The organism is Aquisphaera insulae, assembly GCF_011064615.1.
Taxonomy (GTDB): Bacteria; Planctomycetota; Planctomycetia; order Isosphaerales; family Isosphaeraceae; genus Aquisphaera; species Aquisphaera insulae.
In genome coordinates this window covers 1-24,219 of sequence record NZ_JAALJH010000059.1, presented here as the reverse complement: position 1 = coordinate 24,219, position 24,219 = coordinate 1, and the positions used below count along the sequence as shown (strand labels likewise).

Genomic DNA, 24,219 nt, shown 5'->3' with positions numbered 1-24,219 from the left:
TAACAGGGCTCAGGGAGGGTACCCGGCGGAACGTCGATCTGGGAGAGTGTGGGCCTCGGGCCGCGGGATGGCTCTCCGGCGAGGCTCAGGCCTTCGACGGGGAGGGATCGACCGCCTGCAGCGAGTCCCGATAGTAGTCGGTCCCGTAAGGGCTACCCTCGCCTCCCATCACGACTGCGCCGAGGACATCGATCCCCAGGGTCTGGAGTCGGTGCAGGGCGGAGAGGACCTTGGCCTGGTGGCTTCGTTCCTGGAAGATCGAGAAGAGGACCGCGTCGGACTGCTGGGCGACGATCAGGGCGTCGGCGACCGGCAAGATCGGCGACGTGTCGACGATCACGAAATCGAACTGGTCCTTGAGACGGGCGAATACCGCCCCCAGGTCGCCGCGGGCGAGGAGTCGGATCAACCGCTCATCGCAGCGGCCGGCCGCGAGCACCTTGAGTTCCTCGATCGGGGTGGCCGAGATTGCCGCCTCGGTCTCGATTTCCGCCCGCAGGACCTCGGCGAGCCCGGGTTCAGAGGGCAGGTCGAAGAGCCTGTGGATCGAGGGATTGCGGAAGTCGGCGTCGATGAGCAGCGTCGTGTGGCCGCACCGCCCCAGGCTGGTGGCGAGGTGGCTCGCCAGCGAGGTCTTGCCCTCGCCCGCCTCGGCGCTGGCGATCATGACGATCCGGTACGACGAGGTCCGTGCCGCATGCACGAGCATGGTTCGGACGGCGTCGATCGACTCGAGCAGCAGGTTATGCCAGATCCGGTCCTTGGAGTTGCGGGCGATGGCGCGGCCGCTCCGCACTCGCGAGGGGAGGACCGGGAGTGAGCCGACGACCTGCAGCCCCAGTATGCCGGACACAGCCTCCATGGTGTCGACCTTGAGCGTCCGCAACTCGAGGAAGGCGATGCCGAGGAGGGAGCCGAAGAACGAGCCCAGGGTGATCAGTCCGATCATCATGTAGCGCTTTTTATCGTCCCGGGTGCGCGGCACGACGGCGTCCTCCAGCACGCGGATTCGCGGAGGGGCCTTGAGCTCGACCCGCAGGGCCTCGACCTCCGAGCCGATCTTGCTGGCTGCCTCCTGGAGCTTGGCGATCTCGTCCTGCTTGTCCTGAAGGTCGAGCGTCTGGACGGTCAGGGTCTGATTGCCATCGGAGAGGTGCTTGATCTCGTCGTCCAGTTGCCTCTCGAGGACATCGAGCATGGCCAGTTCCTGCTGGCCCTCGTCCTTCTGCGTCTGCTGCCCGCTGTGCTCGAGTTCCTGCAGTTTGCGGATCGCGCCGGGGCGGGCCTCTTGCCGCATCCGGGCGAGTGCCTTCTGGGCCCCGTCCACCTGCGACCGCAACGACTTGATCACCGGCTCGCTGCCCGGCCTGCGCACCACTTGACGCGCGTGGATGGTCTCGACCGAGAGCTTCTGCTGGAGCTCCGCGAGCTGGTCCATCATGTTCAGGACGGCGGGATCCTCATCGATCATGCGGTCGATGTCGCGGGGGGAAATCCTCCTGCCGGACGTCAACGTCAGGGGCTCATCGCCGCTGACCTGGGCCTTGAGCTGGGCCTCGAGCCTTCGCTTCTTGGACTGGACCTCCAGCAGCTCATTGCGGATGGACGCCACGCTTTCGAGGGCGTACTGCTGCTTCATGGCCAGCGTGGTTCGATTGTCGGAGCCGACCGTCTCGGCGAGCTTGCGAAGCGTCTCCCGTCTGCCCTTCAAGAGGTCATTATATTCCTTTTCCAGCTTCGTAAGATGATCGTACCGCGCGGTCCGTCCCTTGAGCTCGACGTCGACGACTTCGTCCATGTAGGCTTTTTTGATCGCATTGACGAGGCCGGCCAGCTCTTTGGGGTCGTCGCCGCTGAGGGCGATTTCCATCAGCTCGGACTCGCCCACGAAGCCGACCTCGAGTTTCTCCTGGAGGTACTTGGGGGGATCTGGTTCGGATCGGATCAGTGCGTAGCGGGCCACGCCCTCTTGCTGGAGGGCCGCATTGAGGACAAGACGGCTCTTCACGAGGTTGACCTGAGTTTTCTGATAGCGCTTGTATTCCTCCCCCCCGTTGCCCTGAGATTCGATGACCTTGAAGAGGATCTGGGGGGACTGGGCCACGACCTGCAAGGTCGCCTGGGCCCGGTATTTCGACTGAGGGACCAGATACCAGGCCGCGGGGCCCGCCACGCCGACGGCGAGCATGGCTATCCCCAGGGCGAGGGTCAGCCTGCGTCGCAAGGCACGGAGTAGGTCGAGTGGGCTCGTGCTGGGCGTCACCTGGGGCCTGGTGAGTGGGCCTCGGCTGATGGTGGTGACGTTTCCCGCGTTCCCGGCAACGACGACCGCGCGGCTTGCCGGGACAGGGACGGGGGATGAGAGCCGGGAATTTGGTGTATTCACTTCGTGCATGGCAAACACTGCGACGAAAATTGGAGACCAGATGACCTTCGGGATGACGCCGAAAGCGGTTACCCGGGATCAGCCGGTTGTAGGCACGCGGGCCGATCTCGCTGGAGTGAGGCCCACCAGCAGCGGAGCCTCTTCCTCCTCCTGGACCAGGATTCGAGTCAAGACCTGGAGCTCCAGCCAGTAGAGGACCAGGGCGAAGGGGATCATCAACCAGCCCGCCAGGTCGTGGTAGAAATGGTCGGCGAATCCCTTGCCGGCCGTCTCGTGGAGGACGCCCGTAAGCATGATCCGGGCGATGTTTGCCACCAGGGCAACCGGGATGGAGCTGGCGACCAGGACAATCTTGTCGAGCAGGGGCCGCCTGATCGCGAGCGCGGCGGCCGTCGAGAGCGCCACGAAGGTGATCAGCATGCTCAGCCCGCTGCAGGCCTCGACGACACCGATCCGGCCCTTCTCGAGATGGATGACGTTGCCCTCGGCGAAAGCAGGCAAACCGATTGTCTGAAGGCCGAAGCTGCTGGCTCGCGTGGCGATGGCCTGGAGTGGGCCGCCCATCGCATTCTCGATCGACCATGGCAGCGGGAGCATGAACACGAGGAAGGCGATCGCCTGCCATGCCTGTGCAAACACCTGCCGGCCCGCCAGCAACAGGGTGATACCCGCGAGGTAGAGAATCAGCGCACTCCCCTCGATCGGGTTCATTCGGAAGTAGCCTCCGAAGAGCTGGAGAGCCGCCCCGAGGGCGATCAGCAAGAGCCCCCAACCGCTGGGTCGGAGCGACAGGCTCGCCATCGCGGATCGGCGACTCCAGAGCCATCCCAGAGAGAACACGGGGACGAGATAACCGTGCGCATACCGTGGATCACGGGCCCAACGATCGGCCATGGTCCCCATCACCGGCCAGAGCGCCCAGGCCACGCCGACCAGGAGCAGGAGCCACGGAACGAGCACGAATGGCGTTTTCGTTCGTCGCATCATGACTGTTGCGCCGTCAGGAATGGGGCCTGGTGGAAGTGGGCATCATCCGGAGACTGAACTGTCGGTCCCTGAAGCTCGGGGCCGGCCGACCAGGTGTCGGGATGATTGCTGAGTGGTCTCTGGAATGATCCGGTCTGCTCGATTGAGTGGTTCGCATTGCCGAGGAGGCCGCCGAACGATTGAGAGAACAGCCGTCTGTATCCGGATGAGAATGGGCGACTAGCGCTTTGTCACAGCTTAGATTTCGGGTCTTTCCGAGCCGGAAGCGTTAGCCACGGAAAATCATAAATCATGAATTGACCGTCGCTAACGCTTCCGGCTCGGACATGGGGATCGCCTCCCTCAACGCGTCTCTTTAGCTGTGACAAAGCACGAGCGCTCTTCAGTAAGATCTCGCACAAAACGTCTCTTAGGCGCACACTCCGTGCCCGTGGGTTGCAAAAGGCAACCCTTGCCGCTCAAAACCTTAACAGCACGATGGTGTGACGGCACGACAACGCATGAAGCCAGCCATGACCTCAAGGCAGCGAAGACGGACACATTCTTGCTACCGTCGATGGACCATGTCAACCAGTTGCATGCGAATTCCTCAAAACAATCTCAGTCATGTTAAGCTCGGAGTGGTTAAAGCCGTGGGTATTGTTTGGCAATATGGCCGGACTCGTGGATTTGTGCTTGTCTGTCCGTTTCGCTCCGTTCTCTCGTTCACCAGGAATAATCCGCGCATGACTGTGGAGGCGGATGGAGCATAGAAGGCAAGATCGCTTGCTTGTAATTTGGCGGTCCATCGGACGGGTCAGTTATGTTGCGGCTGCATAAGTGCCTTACAAGGGGTGTCTTGTGGTGTTTTCGCCTCATCTCCGTCTCGAATCAGTGGCCAAACTCTCCGGCCGCCCGGAGGGGGGCGATCCGATCTCGGATCGACTGGATGTGATCGAGCGGGGAGTTTCGTGCGGTTCGCCCTTGGCAGGGGCGTAAGCTCGCTCACGCCCTTGAAATTAACGGCCGCGGACGTTCGAATATCAGCAGGTTCATCCGTCCTTCCTGGCCGCCGTGGCTGCGTCGGAGGAGCCAGGCCTCGACGCATCGGGATTCACGAACGTCATGAATGAGGCTGCGCTCGACCTGTTCTGCCGAGCTTGCGGAGTCGACGATCCCCTGGTCCTCGAGTGCTGGGATCGCGGCCGGGTGAGCTCCGGACCCGAGATCCGCACTTTTCGGCAGGCTTTCCTCCTGGTGGGGCGGGATCCTCGTTGCGATCTGCAACTGGGAGCCCAGGGAGTGAGCCGGTTGCATGCCTATTTCCAGGCGGTCGGCGGCCGCCTCTTCTGTCTTGAGATGCCGAGCCGGACCGGCCTCGTCTGGGCGGATCAACGGACCGAGGTTGACCGCGGCTGGCTGGACCACGAGCAGGTGGTCAACATCGGCGACTATTCCATCCGCAGAATCCTCGGCGAAACCAAGCGGGTTTCTCCGGGATCCACGGACGATCCTCCCCGTGCATTGCCGACCGCCCCGGACGGACCCTCGCCCCTTCCCCGGGTGGCGCTCGAATGGCCGATAAGGACATCCAGGGATGAGTCGCTCTGGCGACTCCCGAGTGTCGTGACCCTTGTCGGCCGCTCCGAGGGATGCCACCTGACCCTCTCGGACAGCAGCGTCTCGAGGTTCCACGCCAGTTTCGTTCGGACCCCATCGGGGCTTTGGGTGGTGGACCTGGGGTCTCGGGAGGGGGTGTTTGTCGGCGGTGTGCGGGTCCGCTGGGCCTGGCTCGATGCAGGAGACACGGTCCGAATTGGCCGTTTCTCGTTCGTCTCGCGATACATGGACAATTCGCCCGAGCTCCATCGCCACGATGTCCCAATCTCCGCGGGCGCGATGCCAGAGGCCCCGGAAGGATCGTATGGGCCGAGATCGGGCTGGGCTCCGGGGCAATCCGAGGGGCGGGAGCTGGCTCTCCGGTCGAGATCGATCGCACGCCCATCGATGCCGGCCGTCCGCGCTCCCCTTCAGGCCGTCGTGGGTCTGTCAATGATGGGCGTCGAGCCGTCTTTCGACGGGCAATCTCTATCCCAGTCCGCCCCGATGACCCCGGCAATGTGGCAGCAGCAACTGCAGGTGATGGAGTCGTTCCACAACGACATGATCTTGATGGTCCAACTCTTCGTCGCGATGCACCGAGAGCACGTCGTGACGGTTCGGGCGGAACTCGATCGGGTCGAACAACTTACCCGCGAGCTCAGTACGCTTCAGGAGAAACTCACCCAAATCATGGCCCCGGGAGGGGACAGGGCCTCGCCCCAGGCCACTGCTGCGCCAAGCGTCGGCCAGCCTGAGACCGTTCGCGACGGGGCACTCGCCGTCTCACGGCAAGCGTCGTCGCGGTCTGCACTGTCCGAATCCCCGAACGCGGCCATTTCGGGAGACCCAGACTCCAAAGTTCGTGACATCACGAACACTTCGAGAATCCCCGAAGCCCCTCCCACCGACATGAATGGTTCGGGCCAATCCTCCGACTGCATAGCGACTCACAGCCTGCTGACCCAACGTATCGCGATGCTGCAGCGCGAACGACAGGGATACTGGCGTAGGATCATCAGCCAGATCAGCAGGTGAAGGTAGTCATTCCGGGAAGTCACTGAAGTCCTGCACGGTCGATCAGGCCTCTCCACCTTTGTCCGCCTCGACCTGCCAATTCTGAAGCTGAACGCTGGCCCCTCGAGACAGGAACCGGACCATCGCGACGAAACGATGGCTGTTCTCACGTCGGATTACAGTCCCTTTCAAGCCGGTGAGCGGGCCGGACATGATCCGTACGGTTGTTCCAGGTAGGACGAGTGGTTCCGCAACGAGCGGAAGTCTCGACATGATTAGCCGGTGAATTCGGCGCAGATCCAGGTCTAAAGATTCCTGATCGAAGACTTCGAGAACATTGACCAACCGGTTGCAGCGTAGGGCCTCCAGTCGGTCGTTCTCGTCACCTTTCAGGAAGACGTAGCTCGTGAAGACCGGGAGCACCGACCGAATCCTGCGTCCCTTCGGGGTCAATCTCTCGCTGATCATCTGGGGCAGGTAGAAGCTTATCTTCGCATTCCTTAGATCACGCGCAACGGCCTTCTCTTGCCGAGGCTTGGTATGCAGACACCACCATTGTCTCCCCGTGGAGGGTTGCAGCACGTTCGACGGAGGGTCCCATAATTCGTCGGGATAGAAATCTGTCTCGACACCGAGGATTGTCATGGGCTCGTCCCCATGCTGTCCATCCAGAGAATGGACGCTCGCACTTGCTGGCAGTCATACATCCGACAGGCGCATCTTGGGCCTATAGGTTAAGTAGTCCGCAATGACTCGGAAGTCAACCATCGAACCCGGTTTTTTTATCACCATATGTTGAGCGCTTTACAGCCTTCCACAATCGAGGGTTCGCGGAGCCGCTACTCCCGGAACCACGAAGTGGTGAATCCGCCATGATTCTTGACAACTGCCAACCGGACATCTCAGCCATGGCCTGCCGGAAGCCGGCTCGCCGTCAGCGTTTCTGCCGGATGAACCACCAAACTCGACCTGTGCAGTTCGTGAGCCCGCATCGGGCGGTAGGATGAAGGTTGCACGACTTCCCCATCACCCCGGCCGAGGACGGACTCATGGCCATTCTATTACCTCGGCAAGGAAGAAGATCACCGTGATAGGGCTCTTACCGCTGACAGGGAAGCCGGCCCGCATTCACTTCCCCCCTTACGAAGGGGGGATTCAGGGGGGTGAATTCGATCGCCCTGGCCGGCACCAAGCACCCCCTCCAACTCCCCCTTCGTAAGGGGGAGAGCCGGATTTCGCGTCCCCGAGCGTGGGGGGATTCAGGAAGCCGTTCGATATCCGTGAGCTTGATCAACTTCCTTGCCGGGGTGATACCCCAGACATAGCGTGGCTTCTGGGACGATTTCATCCCGATCCTCACCCGGCCCGCCTTCCGCCGAATCCTGGCCCTCGTGGGTGCAGCGATCCTGACCAACGGGCGTCGCACGGTGGCGAATCTGCTGCCGACGGCCTGATCGCTCGTCGCCGGCGCATCCTCCAGCTACCGCCGCGTTTTCTCGCTGGCGCGATGGTCGCGGCTGGCCGAGGTCCTGCCCCGGCGCGTCGTCGCCCTCGACGTCTCCGCCCTCGACGCTTCCGACGGCCAGTTACGATCTTACCTCCTGCTCGGCCACGGCGCGGGCCTCTATCGAGCGGGAAGATTCTCGGAGGTGATCCAGTCGTTGAAACATGCCGGATCCGATTCTCCCGCCCTCCGCCACCGGGCCGATGCGTTCCTGGCCATGGCCTACCATAGCCTGCGGCGCGATCGGGAGGCCGAGCTCGCCCTTTCCGATCTCCGGCGTCGGTTCACGCATCAGGGCGAGGACTCACCTTAGTCGAAGCACAAGATCGCGACCCTTCGCCACGAAGTGGAGGCGCACCTCACCGAGCGATCCCGTCTCCCTGACCGAGCCTTTGTGCCTTAAATGGCACTGTAACGCCATTGATTTCGAGCCTATTTCATCGTCCTGCTGGCTCGGTCCCGCCACAACCGTTCTTCGCATCAATCCCCGAAAAAACTCGTGAATCGGTGTAACCCTGCGCGACTCTCTCCCGGGTAAGGAGTGGGAGGTGAAATGATGCGACAGGACGTGATGGCAACCACCCAGGACCTACTTGAACGCACCCGTCTCGGGGAAGCGTCGGCGCGGAACGAGCTTCTGGAGCTCCATCCCTGCGACGTACACCGAACGATCCATAGCCGGCTCGATCGTCGACTTGCGTCCCAGGTGGATGTATCCGACGTCGTGCAGGAGGTGCTCATCGAGGCGAATCGTCGGCTGGATACGTACCTGGACGAAGGACCGATCTCGTTTCGGGCCTGGCTCAGGCAGCTCGAGGGCGACAGGATCGTCGACGCCCACAGCAGCCACGTCGCCGCCGGCAAGCGGAGCGTGACGCGTGAAAACGTCGGCCATCACCTCCCCGGGGCCTCCAGCCTCGGCCTGTTCGGTCCGCACCTTTCCGACGCGTCGAGCCCGAGTTGCCGACTGATGAAGGACGAGGATCGAGAGCAGGTGCAGCGCGAGATCGAGAACCTGCCGACGAAGGACCGCGAGGTCCTGGTGATGAGGCACCAGGAGCAGCTCAGTACCGCCGAGATCGCCGACGCGCTGGGGATTGCGGAAGGCGCCGTGAAGGTCCGACTCCTTCGAGCCGTGCTCCGCCTTCGGGAACGGATGGGGCTGGGCGTGTAGTCGGCGACGTCCGGGACCTCGGCCCGGTCGAGGCATCGAAGCACCTCGGCGGGCGTGAGGGACGGATCGGGCCTTAGGAGAGCCGACGCGATTCGGCCCGATCCTGAAGAGGCCACGTTGCGCCTCGAACTTTGGCCCAGGCCCCGCGGCCGCGGGACCTGCGGCAACCATGACTTATCAGGAAATTGGTTACGAGCAAGGACGCTTCCAGGGCCGCGACGTTCTCCGTGCGCCTGGGCACGGGGACGTGTGTGCCGACCCGTCCACGACGCGGTTCGCCCCGCCATGCCTCCGCATAAGGTATGGATGGTCGCGACCGGTTCTTTCGCAACCGTCGCTCGCCCTCGCCGCCACGCATCCGCAAGGCGGCGGCCCGGGTGATGCCTGGAGTATCCACGAGATGAGCACCACGAAGTTTGCACGAACGACGAGGCGCCACGACCTGCACACGAGCCCCGAGGAGGACGCGCTCACCCCGGAGGAGGAGCGTGGCCTCCTCGAGCGACTGGACCGGTGCCGCAAGGATCTGGCCGCGCTCGAGGCCGGCGGTGATGCGAACGCGTCGGCGGCCGGCGACGGCGTCGTCGATCCCCGCCGTGAAGAGATCCGCAATCGGTATCTCGAGATTCGTTCGAAGCTGGCGCTGGGGACTTTCAACCTCGTCACCCATTCGGCCAGGCGATACCGGAATCGCGGGATCCCCTACTCGGACATCCTTCAGGAGGGCTTCTGCGGGCTGCTCGAGGCCATCGACCGGTTCGACACCTCCAGCTCGAATCGGCTGGCGGCGTACGCGATCTGGTGGGTCCGGCAGCGGATGCAGGCGGCCGTGGCCGCCGGGGCCTACCCGGTCCGCCTCAATCCGCGATGCCTGCGGGCGCTGGCCGCGGACCGTCGCCGGAGGGAGCAGGAGGCCAACCTCCCGTCGAGTCGCGGGCTCGACGACACGCCCGATTCGGTCGTCTCCGAGGAGAACCTCGTGCGGCTCCGGGAGGTGACCCGCCCGACGGTCTGGCTGGACGAGGTCAACAACGGCGAGTCCGACTCGGGCCGCATGCTCGCCGATCCGAGGGGGGACGCGACCGGCCTGATCGACGACCGCGAGGGCGTGGAGACGCTCCTGAGGACCTTGAGCCCGCGAGAACGGGAGATCATCCGCCTCAGGTTCGGCCTCAACGGCGAAGAGAAGCACTCGCTCGGCGAGGTCTCGGATGTCGTCGGCCTCTCCAAGGAGCGCGTCCGTCAGATCCAGGAGAAGGCCCTCGAGAAGCTGCGGATCGCCATGGCGTGACGGGTCCGGTCCTCGGACCCGAAGCCGGCGGCCTCGCCCTGGCGCGATGAGAAGTTGGCCTGGACGCGCCGGGCGTCCTGTCCAGGATTCGTTGCGCGGGAACGAGGCCTGTCGGCAAGCCTCGGCCAGCGCCTGGCTCGGCAGGAGCCTCGCCCTCCCGGGCTGGGAGGGGCTCTTCTCCGGAAGGGAGGGCGAGGCTCCTGCCGAGCCAGGCGCTGGCTGGCGATCGCGCCGGGGCCCGGTTCCCAACGGCATCGCGGGCCGCGTCAGGCGCAACAGAAGACGTCACGTCCAGGTCCCGGCTTTGGGGCAGTCGATACTGACCTTTCATCGCGGCGGCCTCGCCCGGGGCGAGGCCGCCGCGCCGGTTCCTCTCAACCGCGGATCGCCGCGAGTCCCGGCCCCGATCGTAGGCGATGGAAGCCGCGGGCGGTGGCACCGGTCGGGGCGGCCAGGACCGCCGGCCCGAGCGTGCCCTTTCGGTTGATCGCGAATCGCCGCGAGCCGTCTCCCCCGGGGTGGCCGTCTCCGTCCCCATCCAGCAGGTTCCCGGACAGGTCGTTGAGTCCGGCCGCCCCCGTCCCAACGACGGTGAGCTGATACGGCTTGCCGGCCTGGAGCTTCTTCTTCGCCGTCAGGACGACCTGGGTTCCCGAAGCCGCGATCGACGCCGACTTGAGCTTCACGACGACGTCGTCCCTGGTCCCGAACTTCTTGTCGCGTCCCGCCTGCACCAGGCGATAGGCGCCGAGGCCGGTCGCGAGCGATGCGGTCAAGGGCTCGCTGAAGCCGAGTCGGAGGGCGACGGCCGTCCGTTTCGACACGTCCGCGGTGAGCGAGACGAGGGCCGGTGGCGTCCGATCCGGCTCCGGGGTCACCGTGACGACGAACGCGTCGGTCCCCGCGGCGTTGCCGTCGCTGACGCGGACCGTCACGGTGTAGGTCCCGGGCGCGGCGAAGACGTGCGCGAGCGGGAATGTCTGGCCGGGGCCGATCGCCAGGGGCGTGACCCCGGAGCCGTCGCCGTAATCGACGGTGCCGAACCAGCTCTCGGTCCCGGGGTCGTTGAACGAGCCCGAGGCGGCGAAGGTCGAGCCCGCCTCCGCCGAGCCGACCGGCCCCGCGACGACGGTCGGCTCGACGTTGAGCACGTGGATCGTCACGTCCCGGCGATCGGTCATCGCCGGACTCTCGTTGTCGGAGACGATCAGGCCGACGACGACGTCCCGCGGCCCGGCGTCGGCCCGCCACGTCAGCGTGCCGTCCGGATCGATCGTCATGCCCGCCGGCGCCCCCGGGGCGAGCGAGAATGTGAGCTTGCTCGCCGGAGTATCCACGTCGGAGGCCGTCGCCGTGAGGCGGATCGTCGACCCCTCGGAGACGGTCTGGTCGGCGATCGGGGCGAGACGCGGTGCGTCGTCCACGGACCGGACGGTGATCGCGACGGTGGCGATCGCGCTCGAGAGCTCGCCGTCGCCGGCCCGATACGTGAAGCCGTCCGTGCCGTGGAAGTTCAGGTCCGGCTGGTAGGCGAAGCCGCCGTCGTCGTTGAAGGTGAGCTTGCCGTGGGCGGTCGTCGAGACGAGCTGGGCCTTGAGGGCATCGCGGTCCGGGTCCAGGTCGTCGGCGAGCACGCCCGCCGTCCGGCCCAGGAGCAGCGGCGTGTCCTCGTCCGTGGCGAAGGAGTCGCCGGCCGCGACCGGGGCGTGGTTGACGGGGCGAAGCGTGAACGTCACGGTCGCGGACGCACTCTGCGCCAGGCCGTCGGAGGTCGCATAGGTGAACGTGTCGCCCCCGCGGTAGGCGGCGTCCGGGACGTACGAGAAGCTGCCGTCGTCGTGGAACGTCAAGGTGCCGTGGGCCGGCGAGGTGAGCAGCACGGCGGTCAGCCCGGGGCTGTCCACGTCGGAATCGTTGGCGAGCAACCCGCCGGCCGCATCGACGGCGATCGTCGTGTCCTGGTCCGCGGCGTACGAGTCGTCCCTGGCCACGGGCGGATCGTTGACCGGATTGACGGTCAGCACGAAGGTCTTCGAGGTGACTCCCCCCTGTCCGTCGTCGGCCGTCACGGTGATCGTCGCCTTGCCGGACTGGTCGCCGGCGGGCGTGAGGGCCAGCGTCCGCGAGGCCCCGGATCCCGCGAGGACGATGCTCCCGGCCGGGAGCAAGTCTGGGTTGTTCGACGTGACCTTGACGGTCAGCGCGTCGGCCCCGGATTCGGCGTCGGCGATCGTCACGCCGAGATTCAAGACGGGCGTGTCTTCGGCCGTGGCCAAGTCGCCCGGGGCGGTCACGTCGGGGGCCGTATCGCCCTGGCTCCCCGGTGAACCGCCCTGCTCAACGCTCTCCCGCCACGAGCCGGCCTTGCTCAGGTCGCTGTGCGGCGCCTTGGCGATCGCCACCAGCGACTTCCCCTTGCCGTCGGGATTCGTCGGCCAGGGGGCCTTGTTCGAGTAGGTGAAGCTCACGATGTCGGCGCCGGTCGCGTCGACGATCTCGACGTGCTCGCCCTTGTTGTTGAGGCTCCCGGCGTAGGCCCCGGCCACGACCGGCGCGTTGCCGTACCGCGATCGGAAGGCGGACAGGTCGTGCACGACGACGATGTAGGCCCCCGGCGCCAGGTACGTGTTCGCGGGGAAGGCGAAGGTGACGCCGTCGGTGATCTTCACGCCGGTCAGGTCGAGCTCGACGGTGCCGACGTTCCTGAGCTCGAGGAACTCGAACGTCTCGCGGTCGACCGACGTGTCGCTGGTCGGGTAGGGGCTGTAGTTCAGCTCCGTGAGCACCAGGTTGTTCGCCGAGGCCGGGTCGTTCACCTGGAAGTCGGCCGCCTGGAGCGCGGACCAGGTCGTGCCGTCGAAGCTGCGGGCCAGCAGCCGGGTGGTCTTGCCGAGGGCCAGGTCCGGGGACGTGGCCGGGTCGAAGAGGATCGCCCAGGGGCTGATCCCGCCGCCGATCTCGCGCGGATCGCTGCCGTCGGTCGTGTAATAGATCAGGCCGGACGAGGCCGCCAGGTGGACCTTCGTCCCGGACAGGACGCGACCTCCGTCCTGAATTACGCCGTTGACGTAGAATTCGGGGAAGTCCAGGCTCGGATAGAGCCCGTTGTTCTGGAACTGGGCGAGGACGACGGCGTTGCGATTGGGGAGGTAATAGCCCTCGACATAGTCGATCGCGGCCTGCCAGTCGGCCACCGTGTAGGCCGGCTCGCGCCTGGAGTCGCCCCAGCGGGCGGACTCGCCGTCGATCGCCTGGGCGATCTGGGCGGCCCGGGCCTGGAACCGCGCGATGTTCCGGTCGGTCGTGAGCGGGCCGTCGTCGAAGAAGTTCTTCCGCACGTGGTCGGCGAAGAGCTGGCGGTACTCGGGGTTGGCCATGAGCTGCTGGTGCAGCCATTGCGGGTTGAAGGTCTCGAGGCTGGACCCGGCCGGCCAGGGGCCGTTGCGGTCCTGGTTGACGTCGAAGAGCGTGTGCTCGCTGTCGTGGGTCACGAACCGGAAGCCGCCGTGCGCGCCGGTGCGGTCGCGGAAGGCGTAGAAGTTGTTGGGGCGGTCGTTGCCCAGGAAGGCAGAGATCGGCGCGTCGAAGTTGCCGGTGAACAGGATCGTCTGCATGTAGTCGATCAGGTTGTCGACGTCCACCAGGTTCTCGTAGTTCGGATTGACCGTGCCGTCCGGGTTCCTGCCCTGGACCCTGTAATAGTCGGCGTCGGAGGCGAAGCCGGCGACGGCTGCGTTGTAGAGCCGCGTCCAGGCGTCGAGATTGCCGTCGGTCGCGTAGACGTCGTAGGAGTAGTTCTCCACCTTGACGACGTCGTAGTCATCGGGACGCCCGCCGAAATAGCTCGACGCCCAGTTGGCCTCCGGGCGCTCCTCGGACTGGTAGAGGCCCCAGTACTGGCCGTCGATGTAGAGCTGGTAGTACCGGCTTCGCGTGTAGGGCTGGCCCATGTCACGCATCGTGTCCCGCGAGAAGACCTCGCGCACCGCCGTGTTGGCGGAGCTGCCGTCGAAGCTCCACGAGTAGTTCTGGTCGGTCCGCAGGTCGAGCTTGGCGAACGAGCTGACCCCCTCGCTGCCGAAGAGGGGGAAATCGAGCGCGCCGTCGTAATCGTTGTTGAAGAAGAGGCGGAACGCGTGCTTGGGGTTGTCGGTGCTCCGGCTGTAGCCGCCCCGGATCCGCAGCCCGGCATCGATCTGGAAGCCCTTCGAGCCGTCGGGGTTGATCAGCTCGACCGACGCCGAACGCTCCCAGTCGTCCCCCTTCCCGTAGGGGTTCGCGTAGATCCCCTTCGAGGGGTCGAAGAGGTTGGCCAGGTCGGTCGTGATCGAGATCGTGGGGATCGCCGTCAGGGCGTCCTCGAGGGCCTGGCCGCCGTAGGTCGGGTCATCCACGATCGACGGATCCATGCCGTAGTTGATCGTGAATTGCCCGTTGTTCGTGCCCGGCCAGCCGGCCGGCGCCGAGCCGTCCTCCGATTGGTGGATCACGTCGGCCACGAAGATGTAGGAGTCCGACTCGACGTGCGACGGGATGAAGTCGTCCAGGAAGGCCCCGGCCCGGATCACGGTCGTCGCCGCGACCTGGAGCGGGCCGCCATAGAGCATGCCGTTCGTCGGAGACGGCCGGCTGCCGTCGAGCGTGTAATAGATCGACGCCCCGGGGGTTGCCGTGCTCAGGGACAGGCTGAACGGGCTGCTGAAGAACCCTCGGCCGGCACTGACGGCCACGTCCCCCGCGACGCCCCGGTAGGCCGTCGCGTTGAAGTCGCCGGGCGTTGCGTCCTCGAAGTAGGCGGGCGTGCCGGTGTCGATCGACGTCCCGACCAGCTCGGGGAGGATCAGGAAGTCGGCGTCCGACGCCGAGGCGTTGAGGGCCTGCAAGGCCAGCACGTTCGCGCCCGCCTTGAGGAGGCCGAGCCGGTCGGTCAGGCTGATGATCTCCGGTGTCAGGACGTCGCTCCCGGTGCGGGCCGCGGCGGCGGCGGAATTCCACGACAGGGTCGCCGGGGCGTTGCGGCGGGCCACCTCCACGCCGTTGAGATAGGCCACGAACCCGTCGTCGTAGCGGACCTTGAGGGCGAGCGTGTCGAAGGCGGAGGGGTCGGACACATCGAAGGGGAGGATCACGTCCATCGAGGCATTCTTGCCCGCCATCGCCGACGAAACGTCGGTGGCGACCACGGCCGGGTTGGACGGCGGGCTCGAAACGGCCAGGCCGCCGGACGCGGTGTCGCCGACGAGCTGGAACGAGCCGTCGAAGGAACTCTTCGCACCCTGGGCCGCGAAGAGCTCGACGCTCGCCCAGCCCTGGTTCTCGAAGTAGACGAGATGGGCGCTGTAATCCCCCGCCGGCAGGTTGAATGTGCTCAGGGAGTTGTCGGGGCCGCGAAGCCCCTCGAAGGCCATCCGGTAGGTCTGCCCGTCCCGGGAGAGGGTCAGTTCGAAGCCGTCGTCGCTGCTGACGCCGAAGGTCCAGTCCCCGGCCGTCGGGATGGTGATGGTGCCGGTCGCCTGGATCGCGAATCGATCGTTGTCCACGCCGATCTGCTGGCCCGGGAAGGGGCTGTCGTCGGCGAAGTTCGCCGACGGGCCGGTGTCCAGGTAGTTGATCACGGTCGCGGTCCCGTCCCGCGACTCGAGCTGCTGGGAGGGGCTGGCGAGCACGGCCTTCGCCGTCGCCAGGTCGTTCAGGTCGACGGTCGACTCGACGTACTGGACGACGAATCCCGGCTGGACCATGCCGTAACTGAGCCCGGTCGGGCCGCTCGACCAGGACGCGTCGGGCTGGAAGCCGGTCCCGGTCCAGGCGGACCCGAGCGAGCCGTCCGTCGGGACCTTGTAGGTGGCCGATCCCCCGGCCGCCACGAGGTGGGACGCGCCGAAGGGATGGCCGTACGAGACGTCGGAGAATTGCTGCGGGTACGAATCGTATGCGTCGGCGACGGTGCCGTCGGGCCGGTCGAGCGCCAGGTAGCCCCCGGCGGTCGCCCCGATCTTGAAGTTGGCGTGCAGCTCCGACCCCGCGACCGCCCGGTTCTTGCTGGAGGCGAAGACGACCAGGAACCCCCCGGCCGCCAGGGATTCCGACGGGAACGTCCACTTCAGGGGCACGGCCGAATCGTCGGTCAGCCCCCAACCCGACAGGTCGACGGGCTGGGACGTCGGGTTGTAGATCTCGAGCCAGTCCGAGGCGTCGCCGTCCTGGTCCTTCAGCCCGTCCTTGTTGGACGCCATGAACTCGCTGATCATCAGCCCGAGCGACCCGGCGTCCAGGAGCTGGCGAGGCTCGAGGGCGAGTTCCTGCCCGGGAAGGAGCGGACGCATCGGCCGGCGAGCCCGGCGGCGGGAGCGGTCTCGAGAGAGCATCGAGGAGAGGTCCAGGACGGGTGCGGACGTGCCCCAACGCGCCCGCCGCCCGTTGATCCAGATGAACCCCGATCGCTCACGGCCCTGCATCGGGCGTGTGCTAGAACAACGTCGTGGGGGAGAGTGTCGATGTCCGGATCGGGGGGCCTTCACCGGACATTAATATACTCCTCGGAACCATCGCGTTCAAAGGGCCAGAGGCGATGGTTTCCGAAATCCGACTTCCGCGATCGAAAGTGGATCGCCAGACGCCTCGCACGCGAACGGAGGTTTCATCCCGTATCATCCGATACCCTCCGGCGGCCGGTCGAGCCGCGGCCTACGCATCGCTTTCGGACGCACTCCATCGGGCGGCTTCGCATAGCGCAGGGCCTAACGGCATCCGGCTGATCCCGGCGGATTCTTGAGAAAGGTCCGAGGGGATCAACTCGGAAGCTGGTAAAGCTCAGGCCGGCTCATGCTTTGGCACGGCCTCGGAGCCTGAACAGGCCGATGGTGGCTGCGATGCCCATTCCTAGCAGCGAGGCAGACGCCGGCTCTGGCACGACTTGACTCGCGTAAAGCTCTCGGACCTGAGCCGCGGTGAGCGAGCTGTTGAAGATGCTCACGTTGTCCAGGAGGCCGTTGAACGTGCGACCATTCGTCCCGGCGATATTGATCCCACCGATGATGAAATCGGCGTCATTTCCCTGGATCGACGCCCTCGGCGCGGACGACTCGAGCTTGCCATCGACGTAGATGGACGTCGCATTTGCCGTGGTATCGTATACCCCGACGAGCTGATGCCATAGGCCGTCAGTAACAACTGCGTTCGACGACCCGCTGGTGAACCCGCCGGCGTAGAAGTACGCGCCACCATTATTGTCAATGCCCATGAAGTATCCGTTCCAGAACCCCGAATGATGCTTGCCGCCCGCGAGCCCGGCTGAGTTCGTCTTGACCCAAACCTGGAACGAGAACGAGCCGCTGGTCATCGGCAGCACGTTGCCGAAGTCGACATAGCCGTCATGACTTGGTGAGACTTCGAGCGCGGCGCTGCCGCCAACGCCCGCGCCAGGATCGATCGTCGCACCCCCGACGATCGTGCCGTTCAGGCTGCCGGCCGAGTCGAAGACTGTGCTGCCGACTACGTTGTTGAAGTTCCACTCGTGAATGAGTGCCCCTCGGGCTGGGTTGAAGGTGGCCGTTCCGAGGGCGAGAGAGATGGAGAGGGCGAAGATATGGCGGATCTTGCTGCTCATGATGCTGGATACCTCATCGATCGAATCCGGGTTGCGACGTATTGGTTAGGGACGGCGGCGTTGCGCATTCCGACACGGGCTTGACGGACCGAGGACATCGCGGAATAGGCTTTCCCACCGCCCGGCGAGGGCGCGGATCCACTCGCTCCCAGATATGGATGCGCGGGAAGAGATTTCCGAGCGCGGAGCGAGGGCAAACTTGTGAGCGAATACGAACTCACACGCTCGTCATCCGCAGACTTGTCCGAGGCGGTTGTTTTTCGGCATCATTTGGGAGACGATTGCGCCTCGTCGAGGAGGGAGCCACAGAGAGATTCCGCTTCTGCGCGGAAGAGGATCAACTCGTGATGAGCCGGGCTCTCACGCTCCATCGTGGCGATTGATTCCTGGAGGTGCCACCTGGCCTCGATAGGGTCACCGAGCCGAGAGTGGGCCATGGCCAGGAAGAAGCCGTCAAAGCCATCCGTCCGCTTCCGGCGTCGGGCCGATTCCTCGAGGGCCTCGATCGCCTCTTCGTAGCGACCGGCGCGGTAGAGCGCGACGCCCAGGTTGTTCAACAGGCCGATGCTCCCATAGGCCGTCGGATTCCTGATGGCCCGGCGAGCCAGCGCGATGGCGCGATCGGGATCGCGAAAGCTCGGGTCGGGACTGATCGCGAGGAACCACGAGAGGTAATTCAGGAGCGCCGGATCGTCGGGGCTCATCCGCAAGGCCTGCTCATAGGCCCGGGACGCGGCCGTACAGTGCTCCTTGACCGAATGAGACGACTGTCCCAGGCCCGCATCGCGGAGGGCGAGGATATGGTGGGCCTGGCCGAGCTGGCAAAGCGGCCCGACGTCGCCGGGCTGTTCCCTGGTCAACCGCTCGAGGAGCTCGATCGATGACGCCAGCCAGCGTCTCCCCTCCGCATTCCTCCCCCGGATGAACTCGAGCTCCGCCAGGTGCTGGTAGATCCCTCCGGCGTCCATGCGCGAGAGCGAATCGGCCCGTTCCGGGTTGCTCGCGTCGACGAGGCGGTCGAGCATGAGCGCGGTGACTTCGTCCCTCATGGCTCGCAGTTGCGGCGAATCCGGGATCGTCCGATCGTGGACCCGCTGCGCGATCCGAGAGAAGACGTGGATGAGCGAATTGAAGTGGTCGTTCCCCCTGAGGAAGTTGGCCTGGGCACGGCTGGCCGCGACGAAGCCGAACGTGGCGGCGACCAGCGTGGAGGCGGCGAGCCCGACGGCGAGGGCGTGCAACGGCCTGCGGCGGGACCATCGCCAGGCCCTCTCGGCCAGGCCGAAAGGGCGGGCCAAGATGGGCTCTCCCCGATCCCATCGGTCCAGGTCGTCCGCCAGTGATGCCGCGTCGGCATACCTGTGGGCGGGGTCCTTCTCCAGGCACTTCAGGCAGATGGTCTCCAGGTCACGATCGACCTTCGGGTTCTTCGGACGCGGTCGCTCGGGTACGTCTTCGCGGACCCGCTGCAGGGTCTCGAAGGCAGTCCGCCCGCGGAAGGGAGCGACCCCGGTCAGGAGCGCATAGAGGATCGCGCCGAGGCCGTAGACGTCCGTCGCCATGCTGACGGCCCCCTTGCGGCCGGTCGCCTGTTCGGGGGCCATGTACGACGGAGAGCCGATGAGGACGCCGGTCGAGGTTAAGTCGGAGTCGCCCTGGAGCTTGCAGGCAAGGCCGAAGTCGGCGACGTGAGGCGAACCGTCGGCATCGAGGAGGATATTCGAGGGCTTGAGGTCGCGATGCAGGACGCCTCGACGATGGGCATGGTCCACGGCCCGCGAGATTGCCGCGACGATCGCGGCGGCCCCCTTCGGATCCTCTTGGTACTTTCCCAGGGCGTCGGCGAGCGTCCCGCCGGCCATGAGCTTCATGCTGAAGAAAGGACCGTCGGCGTGCTGTCCGACCTCGTAGATCGGCACGATCCCCGGGTGATCCAGGGCCGCGACGGCTTCCGCCTCGACCCGAAAGCGCCTGAGGCCCTCGTCCGAGGCGAGGGGGCCGCCCAGGACCATCTTGATTGCGACCGCCCGATTGAGTCCTTCCTGTCTGGCCTCGAAGACGACCCCCATCCCGCCGCGGGCTATCACCCGCACCATCCGGTAACCCTCGATGCTCTCCGGGATCTGCAGGACCGTCTCACGGTCGCTGGCCTTCGCCACCATCGAGCGGACGCGGTCCTGGCCGGCGAAGAATTCGGCGAGCTCCGACGCCAACTCCGGATGCCGAGCGATCCACTCGCTCCGATCCGGCTCCGCGCCGGACCCGGCCGCCTCGTAGTAGGCACCCAGTACCCTCAGGAGTCGGTCATTGCTGCGCGAAACTCCCGAGATCATCACGCCCCCACCTCGGATGCTGCGAGTCCGATCACGTCCGTCCGGCTTGCAGGGCGAGGAGAATTGATGCCGCGTTCCGGAGCTCAGCCTCCTCCGCGCCGATCCTCGCCCCGCGCGTCGATGATCTCCCGAAGCTGTCTCGCGGCACGGAAGAGGAGACCGGCGACGGCCGGGATCGAGCGGCCCATCTTCTCGGCGACCCCGGCGACGGGTAGCGCCTCCAGGTGCCGCAGCTCGATGGCCGTCCTCTGGTCCTCCGGCAGGCGGGCTATCGCGGCGGCGAGCTTGACCGCGAGCTCCGCCCGGGCGACCGCGGAGCCGGGCGACGGGTCGTTGCCCGCCAGCAGTAACTCCAGCCGGCCCGAAGACCTGGCGAGCTGAGCCTCCAGGGAATTCAGTCGCCCGGCGGGATGATTGATGTGCCGTCGCGTCGCCCGAGCCAGCTGGTTCGCCAGGATCATCCGCAGCCAGCCGGCCATCTCGGCATTGGTGCGACCTCGAAACTGGTCGATCTTCTCGATCGCGGTCACGAGCGTCTGTTGCACCAGGTCGGACGGATCGAGCAGGGTGCGGAGCCGGGGATCCAGGGTCCGTCGCGCCAGCAGGTGCAGGTAATCCCGGAAGTGAGCCGGCGGTTGAACCGGGCTTGGTGTGGCCTGTTTCATCGAGCGTTCCCGCCGCGATGGTGAGGTCGAGAGCGCCGACTCGGATCCACGCCCCACCCGGAGACATCCCACGTGTCGTATGGTTCAATGTACTGGAGGATGCATCGCCCGGCAATCTCCGATCCCTGCGATTGAGACGAGGGAGCGAGCGACGCCTCTTCCGGGAGACCGGTGGGCCGCGATCGGGCCGGCCCATCGTTCGAAATCAGCCGCCCGGAGTTGCCCGTCATTCGCCGTGGCGATCTCGCCAGACAAAGGGGAGCGTTCCCGTGCGCTACAAGATCCTTTATGAGCCGGCGTTCAGCCTGGCCCTGGTCGAGCTCGCCCGGGGTGAGCAGATCATGGCCGAATCCGGGGCCATGGTCAGCATGTCGCCGACGATCCGGCTCCAGGCGGCCGCGTCCGGCGGCGGGTTCTTCGGCGCGGTGAAAAGCGCGATGGGAGGCGAATCCCTGTTCCGGACGACCTTCACGGCGGAGGAGGGGCCGGGTGAGATCACCCTGGCCCCCTCGGCCATGGGCGACGTCATGGCCGTGGAGCTGTCGGGCTCGCGGTTCTACGTCCAGCCGGGGAGCTACCTGGCCGGCCATCCCGGGCTCAACATCGGCGTCCAGGGCTCGATGCGGGCGATGCTCTCCGGCGAGGGGCTCTTCCTCCTGACGGTCGAGGGGAGCGGGCTCCTGCTCCTCTCCTCCTTCGGCGCGATCCACGCGCGACAGCTCGCGCCCGGTGAGGAGTACATCGTCGACACCGGCCACATCGTCGCCTTCGAGGGCTCGGTGCAGTACCGCCTGGAGAAGGCCACCGGCAAGACGCAGGGCGTGGGGGGCTTCCTCAAGGGGATGGTGCAGTCGGCCCTCTCCGGCGAGGGCTTCGTCTGCCGATACCGGGGGCCGGGCACGATCTACATGCAGACGCGCCAGTTGCCCGGGTTCGCCCGCCAGCTCCTGCCGTTCCTCCCCAGGCCCAGCGGCGGCTGAGCCGGCGCAAGCCGGCCGGAGACGGACATTTCGGACCGAGCTTGCGGCGAGGAAGTTCGGATTGCCGGTCCTCGAAGGAACTGGTAGAGATACCCCCCGCTCGATGGCCGGAGCACGCCTAGATGCTCCGGGAATGCATGGAGGCGCATCGGGCGAACCTCTCGGCGGTTCCGGTCGACATGAAAAACTTCGTCCGCCTGGTCAAATTCGCCTGGCCCCACCGGTTCCGCATCGCGGCCTCGATCGCGGCGGCGGTCATGGTCGCGCTCTTCTACTTCACGGAGCTCGGGGCCGTCCTTCCCCTGCTCACGATCCTCTTCAAGAGCGAGACTCCCCAGCGCTGGGTCACCAGCAAGGTCCACACGATCGAGTCGCGGCTGGTGCTGCTTGACGCCCAGGCCGACGAGGCGGAGCGGGTCGCGCGGGCCGCGGAGCTGGGCGAGGCCGAGATCGCCAAGCTGCCGTCCTACTTCAAGCAGCTCACGAACGAGTCCGACGAGATCGAGAACAAGCTCCGGCTCAGCCAGCGAGCCGTCGACCTGCCGGCCCTGGCGGGACTCTCTCGGGCGGAGATCGATGCGCAGGAGGCCGCGGTCGAGGACCTCCGGCTCCAGTTGGAGGTCGTGGAAGGCCGGATCAACGAGCTGAACCACGGCAGCAAGGCGCTCCGCGAGGGGGATTGGGCCGCCATCCGCTATCGGGTCCAGAAGATCGCCAAGGACCGGGCCGGGGAGAAAACCTGGCTCGCTCGATACCAGAGGCTCAAGCCGTTCATCTGCGAGTACCTGCCGTCGGACAGCTTTCGAAGCCTCGTGTTGCTCATCGGGCTGCTGATCGTCGGGGTGGCGATCAAGGGCTTCTTCATGTTCATCCAGGAAGTCCTCGTCGCCAACGTCATGCAACGGACCCAGTTCGACATTCGCAACCTCTTCTTCCGGCGGACCCTGGCGCTGGACCTGGGGAGCTTCTCGAGCCAGGGCTCCGCGGAGCTGATGGCGCGGTTCACGAACGACATGGACTCGTTCGGGCAGGGATTGGTGACGCTCCTCTCGAAGTTGAGCCGGGAGCCCCTTCGTGTCCTCTTCTGCCTGGGCGGGGCCCTCTATCTGAACTGGAGGTTGACCTGCCTGACCCTGGTCGTCGTGCCGATATCCGCGCTCGTCACCGTGCGGGTGGGACGGACGATGAAGCGCGCCATGCGGCGATCGCTCGAGAGCATGTCGTCGATCTACAAGATCCTCCAGGAGAGCTTCCAGGGGATCAGGGTCGTCAAGGCATTCGCCATGGAGCGGCCCGAGCGGCGGCGGTTCTTCGTCGAGACCAAGAACTTCTATCGCAAGGCGATGCGGGTGGCCATGATCGACGCCATGTCCGACCCGGTCCTCGAGATGCTCACCCTGATCACCGTGGCCATCGCCCTGCTGGCCGGCTCCTACCTGGTGCTCAACAAGACCATCTACCTGCCGATCGGCCCGTTCAACATCCAGCTCGCCGGGCAAGTCATGGCGATCGAGGAGCTGCTCACGCTCTACACGATGCTCGCCGGCGCCTCGGACCCGATCCGCAAGCTGTCCAACGTCCACTCCAAGATCCAGCGGGCTGCCGCGGCCTCCGACCGGATCTGCGCCCTGATGGACCGGGAACCTCAGGTCGTGGAGAGGCCCGCCGCGATCGACCTGCCGCGGCACGAGGAGTCGATCGAGTTCGACGACGTCCGGTTCCACTACGAGGGGCGGCCGCCGCTCCTGAAGGGGATCCACCTCAAGGTCCAGCACGGCGAGACCGTGGCCCTGGTTGGCCCCAACGGCTGCGGCAAGACGACGCTGATGAACCTGCTGCCGCGGTTCTGGGACGTGGAGTCGGGGACGATCCGGGTGGACGGCCAGGACGTCAAGGACGTCCGGATCCGGAGCTTCCGCCGCCAGATCGGCATCGTCCCCCAGGAGACGATCCTCTTCCAGGACACGATCGCCCGGAACATCGCCTACGGCGACCCGGGCGCCAGCCGCGAGGCCATCATCGAGGCGGCCAAGCGGTCCTATGCTCACCAGTTCATCATGCAATTGCCGCAAGGGTATGACACCCTCATCGGCGAGCGCGGTCACGGCCTTTCCGGCGGCCAGCGCCAGCGGATCGCCCTGGCGCGGGCGATGCTCCGGAATCCGACGATCCTGATCCTGGACGAGGCCACCAGCGCCGTGGACATCCAGGACGAGGCCCTGATCCGCAAGGCCATCGAGGAATTCTCGAAGGGCCGGACGACCTTCCTGATCTCGCACAGCCTGGGGACCATCCAGTGCGCCGACCGGATCATCCTGATCGACGACGGCAAGATCGTCGCCCAGGGGACCGACCAGGAGCTGCGGCGGACCTCGCCGCTCTATCGCAAGCTCTACGAGATCCACTACCACCGCGAGTCGGCGTGAATCGCCCAGGATGATTCGCCGAGAAGAACGTCTCGGTCCGAGATCGGCCAGGCTGTCATCAGCGCGGATGGCGCCGAAGGCGGCCTTCTTTCGAGGCCGCCCTGGGCCCTACGCAGTCGATTATTCGACGAGATCGCGGCAAGACCGAGCGGGGGCGTCACTTCCGTTAGGATCCAGTGATCGGCCGGAAACGAGCCTGGCGGAATCACGCCTCTTTCTCACTCAGCGGACGACCATCGTGCCATCGGCGACGGCCGACTTGACGAACA

Annotated in this window: 12 protein-coding genes; 5 read left to right on the top strand and 7 right to left on the bottom strand. The window is 65.8% G+C overall.

Translation table 11 applies throughout. The annotated features are described in order from the left end of the window. Positions 1–85: 85 nt before the first annotated feature. A complete protein-coding gene (locus G6O54_RS25410) occupies positions 86–2,224 on the bottom strand; it encodes a polysaccharide biosynthesis tyrosine autokinase (RefSeq protein WP_165229438.1) in 2,139 nt (712 codons plus the stop codon). Between the two features lie 240 nt (positions 2,225–2,464). After that, positions 2,465–3,346 (bottom strand): exosortase/archaeosortase family protein, encoded by an 882-nt coding sequence (locus G6O54_RS25405; protein WP_165229435.1) that lies wholly within the window; start codon positions 3,344–3,346, stop codon positions 2,465–2,467. Positions 3,347–4,477: 1,131 nt separating this feature from the next. Between G6O54_RS25405 and G6O54_RS25400 the strand changes: the two genes are divergently transcribed. Then, positions 4,478–5,989, top strand: a complete 1,512-nt coding sequence (locus G6O54_RS25400; protein ID WP_165229432.1) for an FHA domain-containing protein — start codon at positions 4,478–4,480, stop codon at positions 5,987–5,989. 42 nt (positions 5,990–6,031) lie between these two features. On the opposite strand, the gene nusG is transcribed toward G6O54_RS25400, so the two are convergent. Further along, positions 6,032–6,613 (bottom strand): transcription termination/antitermination protein NusG, encoded by a 582-nt coding sequence (nusG, locus tag G6O54_RS25395; protein WP_165229429.1) that lies wholly within the window; start codon positions 6,611–6,613, stop codon positions 6,032–6,034. Positions 6,614–8,025: 1,412 nt separating this feature from the next. Here nusG and G6O54_RS25390 point away from each other — a divergent pair. Then, the gene (locus tag G6O54_RS25390; RefSeq protein ID WP_250847077.1) at positions 8,026–8,646 is read left to right on the top strand and encodes a sigma-70 family RNA polymerase sigma factor; all 621 of its coding nucleotides are present in this window, start codon (positions 8,026–8,028) and stop codon (positions 8,644–8,646) included. Positions 8,647–9,046: 400 nt separating this feature from the next. Then, complete coding sequence (locus G6O54_RS25385; protein WP_165229426.1) at positions 9,047–9,937, top strand: sigma-70 family RNA polymerase sigma factor; 891 nt, start codon at positions 9,047–9,049, stop codon at positions 9,935–9,937. 374 nt (positions 9,938–10,311) lie between these two features. Here the strand turns inward: G6O54_RS25385 and G6O54_RS25380 are convergent, their stop codons facing one another. From G6O54_RS25380 to G6O54_RS25365, 4 genes are all read right to left on the bottom strand, one after another. Next, positions 10,312–16,263, bottom strand: coding sequence for a cadherin-like domain-containing protein (locus G6O54_RS25380; RefSeq protein ID WP_165229424.1), 5,952 nt, complete (start codon positions 16,261–16,263; stop codon positions 10,312–10,314). Positions 16,264–16,760: 497 nt separating this feature from the next. Next, the gene (locus G6O54_RS25375; RefSeq protein WP_165229421.1) at positions 16,761–17,546 is read right to left on the bottom strand and encodes a LamG domain-containing protein; all 786 of its coding nucleotides are present in this window, start codon (positions 17,544–17,546) and stop codon (positions 16,761–16,763) included. A gap of 266 nt (positions 17,547–17,812) precedes the next feature. Then, the gene (locus G6O54_RS25370) at positions 17,813–19,879 is read right to left on the bottom strand and encodes a serine/threonine-protein kinase (RefSeq protein WP_165229418.1); all 2,067 of its coding nucleotides are present in this window, start codon (positions 19,877–19,879) and stop codon (positions 17,813–17,815) included. Positions 19,880–19,962: 83 nt separating this feature from the next. Next, positions 19,963–20,544, bottom strand: a complete 582-nt coding sequence (locus G6O54_RS25365) for a sigma-70 family RNA polymerase sigma factor (protein ID WP_165229415.1) — start codon at positions 20,542–20,544, stop codon at positions 19,963–19,965. 269 nt (positions 20,545–20,813) lie between these two features. Here G6O54_RS25365 and G6O54_RS25360 point away from each other — a divergent pair, with 269 nt between their 5' ends. Continuing rightward, positions 20,814–21,524: a TIGR00266 family protein gene (locus tag G6O54_RS25360; RefSeq protein WP_165229412.1), complete on the top strand. Its 711-nt coding sequence runs from the start codon at positions 20,814–20,816 to the stop codon at positions 21,522–21,524. Positions 21,525–21,646: 122 nt separating this feature from the next. Further along, a complete protein-coding gene (locus G6O54_RS25355) occupies positions 21,647–23,950 on the top strand; it encodes an ABC transporter ATP-binding protein (RefSeq protein ID WP_250847076.1) in 2,304 nt (767 codons plus the stop codon). Positions 23,951–24,219: the final 269 nt, after the last annotated feature.

What these genes read in the sequence shown, in the direction of transcription:
- G6O54_RS25400 (WP_165229432.1), top strand. Translation starts at nt 4,478, where the DNA reads ATGAATGAGGCTGCGCTCGACCTGTTCTGCCGAGCTTGCGGAGTCGAC.
- nusG (WP_165229429.1), bottom strand. Translation starts at nt 6,613, where the DNA reads ATGACAATCCTCGGTGTCGAGACAGATTTCTATCCCGACGAATTATGG.
- G6O54_RS25390 (WP_250847077.1), top strand. Translation starts at nt 8,026, where the DNA reads ATGATGCGACAGGACGTGATGGCAACCACCCAGGACCTACTTGAACGC.
- G6O54_RS25385 (WP_165229426.1), top strand. Translation starts at nt 9,047, where the DNA reads ATGAGCACCACGAAGTTTGCACGAACGACGAGGCGCCACGACCTGCAC.
- G6O54_RS25380 (WP_165229424.1), bottom strand. Translation starts at nt 16,263, where the DNA reads ATGCGTCCGCTCCTTCCCGGGCAGGAACTCGCCCTCGAGCCTCGCCAG.
- G6O54_RS25375 (WP_165229421.1), bottom strand. Translation starts at nt 17,546, where the DNA reads ATGAGCAGCAAGATCCGCCATATCTTCGCCCTCTCCATCTCTCTCGCC.
- G6O54_RS25370 (WP_165229418.1), bottom strand. Translation starts at nt 19,879, where the DNA reads ATGATCTCGGGAGTTTCGCGCAGCAATGACCGACTCCTGAGGGTACTG.
- G6O54_RS25365 (WP_165229415.1), bottom strand. Translation starts at nt 20,544, where the DNA reads ATGAAACAGGCCACACCAAGCCCGGTTCAACCGCCGGCTCACTTCCGG.
- G6O54_RS25355 (WP_250847076.1), top strand. Translation starts at nt 21,647, where the DNA reads ATGCTCCGGGAATGCATGGAGGCGCATCGGGCGAACCTCTCGGCGGTT.